The sequence below is a fragment of the Mesorhizobium sp. B2-3-11 genome (assembly GCF_006442215.1).
In the GTDB taxonomy this organism is placed as follows: Bacteria; Pseudomonadota; Alphaproteobacteria; order Rhizobiales; family Rhizobiaceae; genus Mesorhizobium; species Mesorhizobium salmacidum.
Map to the genome: position 1 here is coordinate 1 of NZ_VFVS01000017.1, position 13,118 is coordinate 13,118.

A 13,118-nucleotide genomic window follows, 5' to 3' on the forward strand; every position below is an offset into this window, starting at 1 on the left:
TCGGGGTCGGCGCCTGACAGCGTGAACTCGTCGGTGTGGCAGATGCCGGTCGCCTTGATTTCGACCAGCACCTCGCCCTCGCGCGGGCCGTCGAGGTCGACCTCCATGATCTCCAGCGGCTTTCCGGCGGCGACAGCAACAGCGGCGCGGGTTTTCATTTCTCTCTCCCAAACTTGCCCGCCGAGACGATCGCCCGGCTATACGATTAAAAATTAATTATGCGGCAGCCTTGGCCGGTCCCGCAGGAAACACGCCCGACATGACGGTAAAACCCTTGATGCGCTTGACGCGATCGCACCAGCGCCGCATAGCCGGATAGTCCTGACGCGGAATGCCACCCTCCTCCGACAGCATGATGTAGGGAAAGCAAGCGATGTCGGCGATGGTCGGATGATCGGCAGGACAGATCCAGCCGCGCCCCTGCTGTTCGCCGAACCACAGATGCTCGTCGAGGATACGGAATAGCCGGTGCGCGCCGGCGCGCGCCGCATCGATGTCGAAATCGTAGAACAGCCCATCGTGCAGGCGGGCGGCAGACGCCGTTGCGGTGATACCGTCGGCAAAAGCCAACCACTGGCTGACTTCGCCAAGCAAGTCCGGATTGTCTCGCGGGTACCAGGTGCCGGACGGATCGTATTTCGATGCGAGGTAGACCAGGATCGCCTGGGCGTCGCGCAGCACCAGCCCGTCATCGTCGATGACCGGCAACTGCCCGAGCGGATTGAGCCTCAGGAACCATTCCGATTTGTGTTCGCGGCCGGGATAGAAATCGACCGGGACCGTCTTGTAGTCGACGCCGAGGAAGCTCATCAGCAAACGCAGCTTGTAGCAATTGCCCGACAGTTCGTAGTCGTAAAGCGTGATCATCGGCTGCTCCTAGGTATCCAGCACGAGGCGCGCCGATTTGGCCCGCGACACGCAGGTCATGATTCTGGTGCCGGCTTTCCGCTCGGCATCGTTGAGATAGACGTCCTGGTGGTCCGGCTCGCCTTCGATCACCGTCGCCACGCAGGTGCCGCAGGCGCCTTGCTCGCAGGACGACGGCACATCGATGCCGTTCTCGCGCATCACCTGCATAATCGTCTTGCCGGCAGGCACCTGGAGCGTGACGCACGAACGCGCCAAGACGATCTCGAAGCTCGAACTGTCATCGATCTTGTTGGCGTTCTTGAAGTACTCGAAATGTACCGCGCTCTCCGGCCAGCCCTGCTCGGCCGCGATCTTTCGCGCCGCCTCCAGCATCGGTCCGGGTCCGCAGATATAGAGATGCATCCCATTCCGGTAACCGGCGAGGATCTGCCGCAGCTCGGCTCCGGTCGCGTCCGGCGATAGCGCGAGATGCGGCTTGAGTGCATCGCCGAGATGCTTCAGCCGATCAGAGAAAGCGAGGTGTTCTTCGCCCTGCGCGAAATAGTGAAGCTCGTGCGTCAGTTCCTGGTTCTTCAGCGCCTGCGCCATGGCCAACAACGGCGTGATGCCGATGCCGCCGGCTACGAACAGCGTCTTGATCGCATCGCGGCGCAGCGGGAAATTATTGCGCGGCTCGGAAATCGCCAGCACGTCGCCTTCGCGCACGGTTTCGTGCATGCATTTCGAACCGCCCTTGGAATCGCGCTCCAGCTTGACGCCGATGACGAAGCTGTCGGTTTCGCCAGGACCGTTGGTGATCGAATACTGCCTGATCTCGCCATTGGGCATGTGCACGTCGATGTGCGCACCGGGCTGGAAGGTGGGCAGGATGCCTTTGATCGGGCGAAGCTCGAAACCGGCAACGCCGTCGGCCGCTTGCCATTTCCTCGCCACCGTGACGCGCAGTGCCGCCTTACGGGCATGCGTGCTCGCTTCAGGCATTTCGGCGAGTTCGGTGGACACCCTTTCGTAAACCGGTTCGATCGGCGCCGGCGCCTGCGCGGTGGCCGCCTCGCGCTCCGCCTCGTCGCGCAGCTTCGACAGCCTTTCATTGTGGTAGCGCAGGATGGCGATGCGCGCCGCCCCTTCTGCATCCTCATCGAGCACGCCGCGGATGACCGAACGGTTGGAATCGACCGGCTGGACGAAGAAGACCCCTTGCGTCTGCGCGCCGCCGTCCGCCGAGCGCAGCGCCACCACGAAATCCTGCGCAGCTTCGACCACGGTCTCGGCACCTTCGCCTTCGACGGCGGCGCTGGGCTGGAAACGATAGGCCCTCAGTCTTTTCACGACCTTGCCGGCCGGTGCGTTGACCGGGATTCCGCGCAAGACCAGCAGCTTGCTCTCGGTCAGCCCGGTGACATCGGGGACCTCACCCCGAGGCTCCTCGGACGACCAGACAAGGCCATAGCGCTCCACCGCCGGGAAGGTCCGGTTGGTGATGGTGCGGGCCGGTGCATCGGCGGGGTGCGCGGGGATATAGGTGCAGCCGGCCGTGCGGTTCGAATAGCGCCAGCCATGATATTGGCACTTAAGCTCGCGCCCGTCATTGATGCCGATCGATAGCCTGACGCCGCGATGCAGGCAGCGGTTTTCCCAGATGTTGACGTAGCCGTCATCGGCCCGCCAAACGGCGAATTCCCGGCCGAGCAATTGGCCATGGAAGACATGGCGGAACGGCAAATCATGGGCAGCGGCAATCGGATGCCAACGGCTTCTGGCTTCTTCCAACATCAATCGTCTCCAAAAAATCTCGTCAGGCCGCAACCGGAATGACCCCGTAGGTCACGCCCTTCTGGCTCAGCCAACGCCGGTAGGCGATGGCCGACTTGTCGGCCCGGATGGGTGTTTCCGAGCGCGGATCGAGCGGCAGGCGCTTTGGCACCTGGTTTTCCAGGATGGGCTTGTCCTGGCCGAAGATCGTCTGCTGGAAGCGCTTGATCACCTTGTCTTCATTATCTTCGTCGAGCACGCAAAGCAGCATGTGTGCGCGCACGTGCTCCTGGTCGACCGGCTGCAGGAAGATGGCGATCACATCACGCCGGGCCTCGTCGACCGGGCTCGATTTGTAGAGCACCGAGCAATAGGGATGCGGCACGCGATAGACGTAATCCACGTCCGCGCCACCGTCGGAAGCGGTCGAAGCCATCGGCTGGAAGAAGCGGCAACGCGTCGCCAGGATCTCGTCGCGGTCGACGGAGATCTCGACATCGTACTCCTTGACCTCGGTGTGCGGCTCGACGCCGAGAATATCGGTGTGGACATAAGGAAAGTGGCCCATGTCGAGAAAATTCTCGATGGCGCGGGGCGCCGAGACGTTGACGCCGAACGTGGCTGCATTGAGCTTGCGACGATCGGGTTCGCCATATTCCGGGATCGGGAAAAGATCGGCCGGCGGCGAGCCGAGCGAGGTCCAGACATAGCCGTAGGCGCTCCTTGCCGGCAGCCGGTCGGCAGCCGGAACCTGGTCGGCCCGGTGCATATCCTGCCGCGATCGCCAGACGACGGGCTCTCCATCGGCATCGACGGCAAAGCTTAGGCGCTCCTCCAGCAGAACCGTTTCCTGGAAGGCTCCGGGAGCGAGTTCGGCGATCGCGCCTACGGGGTGCCAGAGATTGAGGATCACCGGATCCGAGCATTTTGTCATCATATTACCCTCTTCAATGCCGCCAGGGCGCCCAAATCAGATTTGCGCCGGTATAGCGCCGTAGGTGACGGCCCGGTCACGCAGCCAGCGTCGGTAGGAAATCGAGACGGCGTCGGCGCGGATCGGTGTCTCGGCGCGCGGATCGAGCGGCAGGCGCTTCGGCATCTGGTTCTCCAGGATCGGTTTGTCCTGGCCGAAGATGAGCTGCATGAAGCTGCGAACCGTCGCCGCCTCCATACCTTCCTTGAGATAGCAGAGGTAGGGATGGGCGATGCAGTTTTCCTCGTCGACCGGCTGCACGAACAGGGTGATGACGTCGAGCCGATGCTTCTGGATCGGATTGCTCTTGTAAAGCGCCACCGTATAGGGCCGGATCACCTTATAGATGTAGTCGACGACAAATCCTTCCTTGGCGGTCGGCGAGGCGATGGGCTGATAGAATTTACATTCGGTCGCCAGCACCTCGTCCTGAGCGGTGATTTCCACCTTGTAGGGGGCCACTTCCGTATGCGGCTCTTCGCCAAGCCAGCCGGTGTGGATGAAGGGGAAATGACCCATGTCCAGAAAATTCTCGACGGCCCGAAGGCCGGACACCTTGACCGCGATCGACCCGCCACTGACGAGATGGCGGTCGGCCTCGTTGGCCTCGGGAATGTAGATGATGTCGCGCCAAGGCTTGTCGAGACATGCCCAGATGAAGCCGTAGCGCTCAGCGCTCCTCAGCACGGAGCCGGTATCGGAGCGCACGACCTCAGTCCTGTCGCGACGCCTGCGCACCACGAGGTCGGCCCCCAGCAGACGTGTCGGAAATGGCGTATCCTGGCTGAGCGATTCCTGGTCGGCGACAACATGCCAGTCGTTCAGAAGCTCGCGATCGACGCAGCGGGTTGCCATCGGCTTCCCTCCCAACTCGGCTAGCCCTTCACCATGAACCTAGCCCGGCGTTTCGAGATCACGAAACCACAAGATTGGATATCAATCAATAATTTTTTGTCGGCCAAATTCGTTTTTTGTGTTGACAGATTTCCTCGATTGCATTCCGATGCATGAAATTCTGAATCCGGGAATATGTTGCGTCCCGGCTCACTGTGGGAGCCTGCTGATCATGTCCTGGAAGTGGCGGAGAGCAATGCCGTGAGTGGGCGTTCCCAAACGATCGCCGACACTTTGACGCGCGCCATTATCGATCATCGGCTCGTGCCGGGCTGCAAACTCGGCGAACGGGAACTGGCCGAGATATTCGACGTCAGCCGCATCGTGGTGCGTCAGGCGCTGATAAGGCTCGCGGATGACGGGCTGGCCCAGATCGAGCGCAATCGCGGCGCCTTCGTCGCCAAACCGAGCATGCAGGAAGCGATGGAGATCTACGACGCGCTGACGCTCGTCGAACAGGGCGTGGCGGCCCAGCTCAGCGATCGCCTGGGGCCGGCAGGCTGGGCCGAACTGCGCCAGCATGTCGAGCGGCAGCGCCAGGCTGTCGCCGCCGGCAATGATGCGCTCGCCGACGTGCTCGGACAGGAATTCCACACCGTGTTCGTGCGGCTCAGCCGCAACAAGGTGATGCAGGAAATCCATGCGCAGCTCGTGCGCCGCACCACGCTGCTGCGCTCGCTCATCACCGCCGATTTCGACTACTGCAACCTGCTCGACGACCACTCGCGGGTCGTCGACCTCCTCGAAAAAGGCCGCCTAAAGCAGGCGATGGATCTGATCGACACCCACCATCGCACCGTGGTGCGCGGCTACATCATGGATCGCGAGGTGTTTCCCGAGATGACGCCAGCCGAGGCGCTCGCTCCCTATCTCGACGGCGACAAGGCGGCAGCCGTTCCGCTGCGAAGGTCGCCGAAGACATCCGGCGATGGCGACGCGGCAATGCATCTCCATCTCCTCCCCGGAACAGACCAGGCACCGACAAGCCGGGCATCGACAAAAAAAACCAACAGAGGGTTATCATCATGAACAATTTAACCAGACGCGAATTCCTGAAATACAGCGGCGCGGCCGGTGCGGCCCTTGGCTCGGGAGGACTAAGCACTATCGCGCGGGCGCAGGAGGTGCTGAAGATCGGTGCCGTCTATGTCTCGCCGGTCGCTGAGATCGGCTGGACCAAGCAGCACAGCCTCGGGGTCGATGCCATCAAGGCCGAGTTCGGTGACAAGGTCGAGCTCACCGTCATCGACAATATTTTCATGCCGCAGGACGCCGAGCGCGTCTTCCGCGAACTGGCCAGCGCCGGCAACAGGCTGATCTTCGGCACAAGCTTTTCGCACGGAACGCCGATGCAGAAGGTGGCGCCGCGATTTCCCAAGGTGGCATTCGAACACTGCTCAGGCATCGTCCACCTCGCCAATCTGGGAACCTTCGAAGCCAAATATTACGAAGGCACCTTCGTCGCCGGCGCGGCGGGCGGCACCATGTCGAAATCGGGCAAGATCGGTTTCATCGGCGGCTTTCCGATCCCCGACATCGTCGGACCGGCCAATGCGCTGCTGCTTGGCGCGCAAAGCGTCAATCCGAATGCCACCTGCAATGCCATCTTCCTGAATTCCTGGTTCGATCCCGGCAAGGAGAAGGAGGCGGCCAAGACGCTGATCTCGCAAGGCTGCGACGTCGTCTGCTCGATGACCGACACCGCCACCGGCGTGCAAGTCGCCGGTGATGGCGGCGCCTGGTCGATCGGCTACGCCAGCGACATGTCGAAATTCGCCTCGGGCAAGCAGCTGACCTCCTTCGTTCTCGACTGGACCAGCGACTATGTCGGCGCCGCCAAGGCGGTCGCCGCCGGCACCTGGAAGCCGGAAGTGCGCTGGGATGGACTGGCTGCCGGCGTGGTGAAAATGGCACCCTACAATGAAGGCATCCCCGCCGACGCCCGCGCCAAGCTCAAGCAGCTCGAGGCCGACATCGGCAGTGGCAAGGTGCACCCCTATGCCGGCGAGCTGAAGGACCAGGACGGTAACGTCAAGGTTGCCGCCGGATCGGTTCTGGCCGACGACGACATTCGCGGCATGAACTGGTTCGTGAAGGGGATGATCGGCAGGCTAAGCTGATCGTCACCCAGGCCGGGCGGCGCTGAAGCTTCATGCTTCGGCGCCTGCCCGTTTGCGCATCGTCCCACCTCGCCCAATGCCACGGCAGGACTCGCCATGCACCCGCGTCTAGAACTGCGCAATATTTGCAAACGCTATCCCGGGGTCGTCGCCAATGACGATGTTTCGCTGTCGATCCAGCCGGGCGAGATCCATGCCGTGCTGGGCGAAAACGGCGCAGGCAAATCCACTTTGATGAAAATCATCTATGGAGCCGCGCAAGCCGATTCGGGCGAAATCTACTGCGACGGCAATCCGATCGCCACGCATAACCCGGCGATGTCCCGCGCGCTTGGCATCGAAATGGTCTACCAGCATTTCGCGCTGTTCGAGTCCGTTTCAGTGGTCGAGAACATAGCGCTCTCGGCCAGCAGCACCTTCCATCTGCCTTCGCTCGCCAACAGGATCCGCGAGCTGTCGCGTCGCTACGGGATGCCCATCGATCCACATCGCCAGGTGCATGACCTGTCGGTCGGCGAACGCCAGCGCGTCGAGATCGTGCGCTGCCTGCTGCAGGCGCCGAAACTGCTGATCCTGGACGAGCCGACCTCGGTGTTGACGCCGCAAGCGGTGATGAAACTGTTTGAAACGCTCCGGCAGCTGGCCAGCGAAGGCTGCAGCATCGTCTATATCAGCCATAAGCTTGATGAGGTGCAGGAGCTTTGCGACACCGCCACCGTGCTGCGCAACGGCAAGATCACCGGCACCGCGCGCCCGAAGGAGACGACGTCGCTGGAGCTTGCCCGCATGATGGTGGGCTCGAAACTGCCCGAAATGCATGTCGGCCCGCCGGCGCCGAGCGACAGGCCAGTGCTCGAGGTCAACCGCCTTACAGTGAAGGCCCGGGATCATTTCGGCGTCGACCTGAAGAACGTGTCGTTCAACGTGCATGGCGGTGAGATCGTCGGCCTGGCCGGCGTTTCCGGCAATGGCCAGGCCGAACTGATCGCCCTGCTGAGCGGCGAGCGCACGCATGAGCGCAACGACGCCATCCGGATTTGCGGAACGGCCGCAGCCCGTCTTCGCCCACAGGAACGGCGCAAGCTCGGCGTCGCCTTCGTTCCCGAAGAGCGGCTCGGACGCGGCGCCGTGCCGTCGCACACCTTGTGGGAAAATGCGGTGCTGACCGCGCACCGCTTCGGCACGGTGCGCAACGGGCTGGTCGACCGGCGCAGGGCCAAGACCTTCGCCAAGGGCATCATCGAAAAATTCAAGGTCAAGGCCAACGGGGCGCACGCAACCGCGCAAAGCCTGTCCGGCGGCAATCTGCAGAAATTCATTGTCGGGCGCGAGATCGCGCTCCAGCCGAAGCTCTTCCTCGTATCTCAGCCGACCTGGGGGGTCGATGTCGGCGCGAGCGCCTTCATCCGGCAGACCATCGTCGACCTCAGTCGTGCCGGCGCGGCGGTGCTCGTCATCTCGGAAGAACTAGACGAGTTGTTCGAGATCTGTGATCGGCTGCTGGTGATCTGCCAGGGGAAGGTCTCCCCGCCGCTGGCGCGCAAGACGACCGATCGCGAGGAGATCGGACTTCTGATGACGGGCCGCGGCATGCGTGACGGCGTATTGGCGAATGGGGTCGGCAACGATGCGCTTCAGGATTGAACAAAGACCGGAGCCTTCCTCGCTGATGCGCATCGCCGCGCCAGCACTGGCAACACTGTTGACGGTTGTCGTCGGATCGATTTTCTTCGCATCGCTCGGACACGATCCGCTGGCGACCCTCAATGCCTTCTTCATCGAGCCGCTCTCCTCGATGAACGGCCTGTCCGAATGGCTGCTCAAGGCCTCGCCGCTGATCCTGATCGCCTGCGGGCTGGCGGTCGGCTTTCGCGCCAACGTCTGGAACATCGGCGCCGAGGGCCAGTTCACTATGGGTGCGATTGCCGCCAGCGGCGTCGGGCTTTTCTGGCCGGACCCCGAAAGCGTGCTTCTGTTGCCGCTGATGTTTCTCGCCGGCATGGGCGCCGGCATGGCTTGGGCGGCGATCCCCGCTTTCCTGCGCGCCCGCATGAACACCAACGAAATCCTCGTCACGCTGATGATGACCTATATCGCCACGCTGTTCCTGTCCTATCTCGTGCATGGACCCTGGCGCGATCCGGCCGGCTTCAACTACCCGCAGACCGCGCTTCTGCCGACGGCGGCGCTGTTTGGGTCCTTCGACTCGGCCTACCGGCTTAATTCCTCGATCTTCATCACCGTCGTCGCCGTATTCCTGATGTGGCTGTTCACCGACCGCAGCTTTCTCGGCTACAAGATGTCGGTAAGCGGGGCCGCACCGCTAGCCGCCCGCTATGCCGGCTTCCGCGAATCGGCGGCGGTGTGGATCGGAATGCTGGCGGGGGGTGCGGCGGCCGGCATCGCCGGCATGGCGGAGGCCGCAGGGCCGCTTGGGCAGCTTTCGCCGCAGATTTCGCCAGGCTACGGTTTCGCGGCCATCATCGTTGCCTTCATCGGACGGCTGAACGCCTTCGGCATCGTGCTTGGCGGGCTGTTGATGTCGCTGCTTTTCCTGGGCGGCGAAGGTGTGCAGATGACGCTCGGCCTGCCGTCAGCGCTGACACGCATCTTCCAGGGCATCCTGCTGTTCTTCCTGCTCGCCGCAGACCTCTTCATCTTCTATCGCGTTCGCCTGGTAAGACCCGTCCGGGACACGCATGCGCTAGAGACGGCACGATGAGCAGCTTTCGGACAGGGGAGACAGCCTGATGGATCTGTTCATTGCCATTTTCACCGGCACCGTCATCGCCGCCACACCGCTGATCTTCGCCGCGCTCGGCGAACTCGTGGTCGAGAAATCCGGCGTTCTCAATCTCGGTATCGAAGGCATGATGCTGATGGGCGCTGCCCTTGCTTTCTGGGCGGTCACCGCGGGCTATTCCATGCCTGCCGCGATCCTGGCCGGCGCGCTGGCCGGTGCTGCCGCCTCGCTGCTGTTCGGCGTCCTGGCGCTGACTTTCCTGACCAATCAATATGCCGCCGGCCTGGCGCTGGCGATCTTCGGCTCGGGCGTCTCGGCCTTCCTTGGGCGCGGCTTCGGCAGCGAACCGATCGAGGCGCTGCACCGCGTCGACATCCCTATGCTGTCCGATTTGCCGCTGATCGGCCCGCTGCTGTTCCGCTTCGATCCGATGGTCTATCTGGCCCTGCTGATGTTCGGCGCTATAAGCTGGTTCCTCTACCGGACCAAAGCCGGCCTGGTTCTGCGCACGATTGGCGAGTCGCCGCAGACATCGCATGCGATCGGCTACCCCGTGATCAGGATCCGCTACATGGCCGTGCTGTTCGGCGGGCTGATGGCGGGTCTGGCAGGCGCCTATTTGTCGGTTGCCTATACGCCGCTATGGGTCGAGAACATGACCGCCGGCAAGGGCTGGATCGCGCTGGCGCTGGTGGTCTTCGCCACCTGGCGGCCGCTGCGCATCCTGCTTGGCGCCTGGCTGTTCGGCGGCATGACGATCCTTCAGCTGCAAGGACAGGCGCTGGGGCTGGAGGTACCGTCCGAACTGTTGTCGGCCCTGCCTTATCTGGCGACCATCATGGTCCTTGTGCTGATCTCCAGGAACCGTCAGATGCTGGCCCTGCATTTCCCGGCCTCGCTGGCAAAGCCCTTCCGCCCGACGAGATGAGCCAGGGATGTCGGGTTCAAAATCTGTCTTTGCACTCGTTGCCGACCTTTGCCGCACGCGCCCATCGAAGTGGCCAGGCTAGGTGCTCAGCGGTAGCAGCGAAGCCGGAATGGACGGCTCGATGAGTGTGGGGAAGGCGGTAGCGCTCTCCCGGTACCACAAACCACTAACCTATTGAAACAGCTGTGTTCGGCGCCATCGATATCATCGGCACTGGTTCGCCCCAGATGAGATGCGCACGAAACCATTGCGCATACCGATCCGAGGGTCGGTGGAATCTGCTGAGGCTCTCATAGTTCTTGCGTGGGTCTTTGACTCGCCACGCTCGCCCAATCGTCGGCAGTGCGAAAGAAGAAGCGCCTAATATAGCTGTCAGCGCCACAGCTATGGTGGCTTCTCCGCCATGCTTGCCCGCCAAGGTTGACGAAGGCGGCCTGATCGCGAAGAACGAGCACCAGACGCGTCATGAAACCACGTCAGATCGATTTGAGTGCGGTCGATTTCTGGCTAGAGGAGGACTCATGCCTCATTAGAAAACGCTCTATGGAACGGATAATCGCGATCAGCAGCAGGTTGATCACTAGGTAGAGCACCCCGGCAATGGCGAATATCTCGAAGATCGCGAAAGTCTGGCTCATCAGCCGCTTGGCGTAGCCAGTGATTTCGAGCACCGTGATCGTCGAGGCAAGGCTGGTTCCCTTTACGACAAGGATAAGCTCATTGCCATAGGCCGGCAGTGCCTGGCGGATGGCGAGCGGGAACTCGATGCGGCGGAACCGCAGCATGCGCGACATGCCGCACGCCTGAGCCGCCTCGACGAGACCAACCGGAACCGACATCAATCCGCCGCGCAGGATCTCGGATGTGTAGGCAGCCGTATTCAGGGCGAGCGCCAGGACGGCGCAATGCGATCCGTCGCTGATCACCCACCACAAAGTCGCGTTGTCCTTGATCAGGGAAAGCTGGCCGAGCCCGTAGTAAAACAGGAAGATCTGCACCAGCAGCGGAGTCCCGCGAAAGACATTGCTGTAATATTTGGCGAAGCCCGACAGGAGCCAGTTCGACGACAGCCGCATAAGCGCCAGTCCGAGACCGAGATTGAAGCCGATCAGCACCGAAACGAAGGTCAGCGCGGCTGTGACCCATAGGCCCTTGAGCAGAACGGGAACTGCAAGCTGGATGAGGTCTATCATACTGCTTTTCTCGTCCGTAGCCTGAGCAGGCGTTCGATCCTGTCGAAGCCGGCCTGGCTTACAAGCGTGATGGCGAGATAAACCACCGCCGCAATCAGGTAGAAGATGAACGGGTGGCGGGTGGAGTTCGCGCCGATGAAGGAAATGCGCATCAACTCCTGAAGGCCGACCACAGAAACCAAGGCGGTGTCCTTGATCGTCGTCTGCCAGACATTGTTGATGCCGGGAACCGCGATGCGCAGCATCTGCGGGGCGATGATGCGGCGAAAGATCCGAGCGCCCGATAGTCCCAGCGCGCGAGCGGCCTCGATATGCCCATCGGGGATCGCGCCCAGAGCCCCGCGCACGACCTCGGTCGAATAGGCGCCGGAGATCGCGCCGATGGCGATAACCGCGATGACGAACGCATAGCCGCTCTCCGCGACACCGGCATAGCCGAACGCGGTCATGACCTTGGTTACGAATTCAACCGAGCTGAAAAACAGGAGGTAGATGATGAGAAGTTCGGGCACCCCGCGCACCAGCGAGGTATAGGCATCAACGAGCAGCGAAAGCGGGAATATTCGGGCCCATTTGATCAGCCCGCAGACGATGCCGATCACCAGACCGGCCGCCATACTGACGAAACCCACAAGGATTGTGATCGACGCGCCACGCAGGATGGCGGTCACCCAACCCGCTTCCCAAACCTGCCAAAGACCGAATTCCATCTGAGTTGCCCTAAGTCTGTCGTGCCAATGAGACGCATGCGCCCGGCTGTCCGGGCGCATGCCAGAATTCCAAGGCGTTATTTGCAGGGCCGGGAAATGTCCGTCTTGAACCATTTCTGGCTGGCCTTGCCGACCGAGCCGTCCGCGATCAACTCGCAAAGCGCCTTGTCGATCTTGGCCTTGAGTTCGGTGTTATCCTGCGCGATGCCGACGCCGATGCCTTCGCCAAGCGTCGGGTCGAACGTGCTCTTGATCTCAACACCTATGAGTTGGAAGTTCTTGCCATCCGGCTTGTCCAGAAAATCCTGCAAGGCGGATTGATCGGCGAAAGCCGTATCGATCCGGCCGCTCGCAAGGTCGATCTGCATCTGGTCGAGTGTGTCGTAGGTTTTCAGGTCGGCATTCGGCGCACGCTTCTCAAGAAAGTGCGCGTGCGTGGTGCCGGCCTGCACGCCGACCTTCTTGCCATCGAGCGATTTCAGCAGGGTGTCGACATCGGTGATGGCGGCCAGATCAGAACCCTTGGCCGCGACGAACATGTTGGCCAGTTCGGCATAGCCGACGCTGAAATTGATCTCCTTCTTGCGGTCGGCAGTGATCGACATGCCCGAGATGATGACATCGAAGCGCTTGGCCTTCAGCGCCGGGATCAAACCGTCGAACGCCTGTACGACGAAATGGCAGGTCACCGCGAGTTTGGTGCACAGCAATGCGCCGACATCGGCGTCGAAACCGGTCACGTTGCCATTGGCGTCGGACATGCTCCATGGCGGGTAGGCGCCTTCCGTACCAATCGACAGCTCGCCCTCGGCCGCCAATGCGCTGCCCATACTTCCCGCCAGACATGCGAGCAGCGTGAAGACTTTCAGTTTCATATCAGTTCCCCTTGTTGTTGATCTTCATTGCCGTTGTCCGGTGCGAACCGGACGCTTCGA

At 62.0% G+C, this 13,118-nt stretch carries 12 protein-coding genes and 1 pseudogene; 5 read left to right on the forward strand and 8 right to left on the reverse strand.

Features of this window, described 5'->3' with window-relative positions; genetic code table 11:
* The 5 genes and pseudogenes from FJ960_RS21435 to FJ960_RS21455 form a co-directional block, all read right to left on the reverse strand.
* Nucleotides 1-158, reverse strand: a pseudogene (locus FJ960_RS21435) (S-(hydroxymethyl)glutathione dehydrogenase); the annotation flags it as partial.
* A 58-nt stretch (nt 159-216) separates the two neighbouring features.
* Nucleotides 217-867: a glutathione S-transferase gene (locus FJ960_RS21440; protein WP_140716603.1), complete on the reverse strand. Its 651-nt coding sequence runs from the start codon at nt 865-867 to the stop codon at nt 217-219.
* 9 nt (nt 868-876) lie between these two features.
* Nucleotides 877-2,643 carry a 2Fe-2S iron-sulfur cluster-binding protein gene (locus tag FJ960_RS21445; protein WP_140716605.1) on the reverse strand — a complete coding sequence of 589 codons (1,767 nt, stop codon included), beginning with the start codon at nt 2,641-2,643 and terminating at the stop codon, nt 877-879.
* A 22-nt stretch (nt 2,644-2,665) separates the two neighbouring features.
* On the reverse strand, nt 2,666-3,559 hold the full coding sequence (locus FJ960_RS21450) for an aromatic ring-hydroxylating dioxygenase subunit alpha (RefSeq protein ID WP_140716607.1): 894 nt from the start codon (nt 3,557-3,559) through the stop codon (nt 2,666-2,668).
* A 33-nt stretch (nt 3,560-3,592) separates the two neighbouring features.
* On the reverse strand, nt 3,593-4,450 hold the full coding sequence (locus FJ960_RS21455) for an aromatic ring-hydroxylating dioxygenase subunit alpha (RefSeq protein ID WP_140503832.1): 858 nt from the start codon (nt 4,448-4,450) through the stop codon (nt 3,593-3,595).
* A 240-nt stretch (nt 4,451-4,690) separates the two neighbouring features.
* Here FJ960_RS21455 and FJ960_RS21460 point away from each other — a divergent pair, with 240 nt between their 5' ends.
* From FJ960_RS21460 to FJ960_RS21480, 5 genes are all read left to right on the forward strand, one after another.
* Nucleotides 4,691-5,518 (forward strand): GntR family transcriptional regulator, encoded by an 828-nt coding sequence (locus FJ960_RS21460; protein ID WP_140503833.1) that lies wholly within the window; start codon nt 4,691-4,693, stop codon nt 5,516-5,518.
* Nucleotides 5,515-6,609, forward strand: coding sequence for a BMP family ABC transporter substrate-binding protein (locus FJ960_RS21465; protein WP_140716609.1), 1,095 nt, complete (start codon nt 5,515-5,517; stop codon nt 6,607-6,609). The genes FJ960_RS21460 and FJ960_RS21465 overlap by 4 nt, the downstream gene beginning before the upstream one ends.
* A 96-nt stretch (nt 6,610-6,705) precedes the next feature.
* Nucleotides 6,706-8,253: an ABC transporter ATP-binding protein gene (locus FJ960_RS21470; RefSeq protein WP_140716611.1), complete on the forward strand. Its 1,548-nt coding sequence runs from the start codon at nt 6,706-6,708 to the stop codon at nt 8,251-8,253.
* Nucleotides 8,237-9,331, forward strand: a complete 1,095-nt coding sequence (locus tag FJ960_RS21475; protein WP_140716613.1) for an ABC transporter permease — start codon at nt 8,237-8,239, stop codon at nt 9,329-9,331. The genes FJ960_RS21470 and FJ960_RS21475 overlap by 17 nt, the downstream gene beginning before the upstream one ends.
* 28 nt (nt 9,332-9,359) lie before the next feature.
* Complete coding sequence (locus FJ960_RS21480; protein ID WP_140503840.1) at nt 9,360-10,280, forward strand: ABC transporter permease; 921 nt, start codon at nt 9,360-9,362, stop codon at nt 10,278-10,280.
* 476 nt (nt 10,281-10,756) lie between these two features.
* Here FJ960_RS21480 and FJ960_RS21485 read toward each other — a convergent pair whose 3' ends face one another.
* The 3 genes from FJ960_RS21485 to FJ960_RS21495 all read right to left on the reverse strand — a co-directional run bounded on the left by FJ960_RS21485 (nt 10,757) and on the right by FJ960_RS21495 (nt 13,058).
* Nucleotides 10,757-11,473, reverse strand: a complete 717-nt coding sequence (locus FJ960_RS21485) for an ABC transporter permease (RefSeq protein WP_140716615.1) — start codon at nt 11,471-11,473, stop codon at nt 10,757-10,759.
* Nucleotides 11,470-12,183 (reverse strand): ABC transporter permease subunit, encoded by a 714-nt coding sequence (locus FJ960_RS21490; protein WP_181174282.1) that lies wholly within the window; start codon nt 12,181-12,183, stop codon nt 11,470-11,472. Before FJ960_RS21490 ends, FJ960_RS21485 begins: the two co-directional genes overlap by 4 nt.
* A gap of 77 nt (nt 12,184-12,260) precedes the next feature.
* The gene (locus tag FJ960_RS21495) at nt 12,261-13,058 is read right to left on the reverse strand and encodes a transporter substrate-binding domain-containing protein (RefSeq protein ID WP_140716619.1); all 798 of its coding nucleotides are present in this window, start codon (nt 13,056-13,058) and stop codon (nt 12,261-12,263) included.
* Nucleotides 13,059-13,118 lie beyond the last annotated feature (60 nt).

Bases quoted from the DNA above. Each gene is read 5' to 3' on its own strand.
- FJ960_RS21440 (WP_140716603.1), bottom strand. From the start codon at position 867: ATGATCACGCTTTACGACTACGAACTGTCGGGCAATTGCTACAAGCTG.
- FJ960_RS21445 (WP_140716605.1), bottom strand. From the start codon at position 2,643: ATGTTGGAAGAAGCCAGAAGCCGTTGGCATCCGATTGCCGCTGCCCAT.
- FJ960_RS21450 (WP_140716607.1), bottom strand. From the start codon at position 3,559: ATGATGACAAAATGCTCGGATCCGGTGATCCTCAATCTCTGGCACCCC.
- FJ960_RS21455 (WP_140503832.1), bottom strand. From the start codon at position 4,450: ATGGCAACCCGCTGCGTCGATCGCGAGCTTCTGAACGACTGGCATGTT.
- FJ960_RS21465 (WP_140716609.1), top strand. From the start codon at position 5,515: ATGAACAATTTAACCAGACGCGAATTCCTGAAATACAGCGGCGCGGCC.
- FJ960_RS21470 (WP_140716611.1), top strand. From the start codon at position 6,706: ATGCACCCGCGTCTAGAACTGCGCAATATTTGCAAACGCTATCCCGGG.
- FJ960_RS21475 (WP_140716613.1), top strand. From the start codon at position 8,237: ATGCGCTTCAGGATTGAACAAAGACCGGAGCCTTCCTCGCTGATGCGC.
- FJ960_RS21480 (WP_140503840.1), top strand. From the start codon at position 9,360: ATGGATCTGTTCATTGCCATTTTCACCGGCACCGTCATCGCCGCCACA.
- FJ960_RS21485 (WP_140716615.1), bottom strand. From the start codon at position 11,473: ATGATAGACCTCATCCAGCTTGCAGTTCCCGTTCTGCTCAAGGGCCTA.
- FJ960_RS21490 (WP_181174282.1), bottom strand. From the start codon at position 12,183: ATGGAATTCGGTCTTTGGCAGGTTTGGGAAGCGGGTTGGGTGACCGCC.
- FJ960_RS21495 (WP_140716619.1), bottom strand. From the start codon at position 13,058: ATGAAACTGAAAGTCTTCACGCTGCTCGCATGTCTGGCGGGAAGTATG.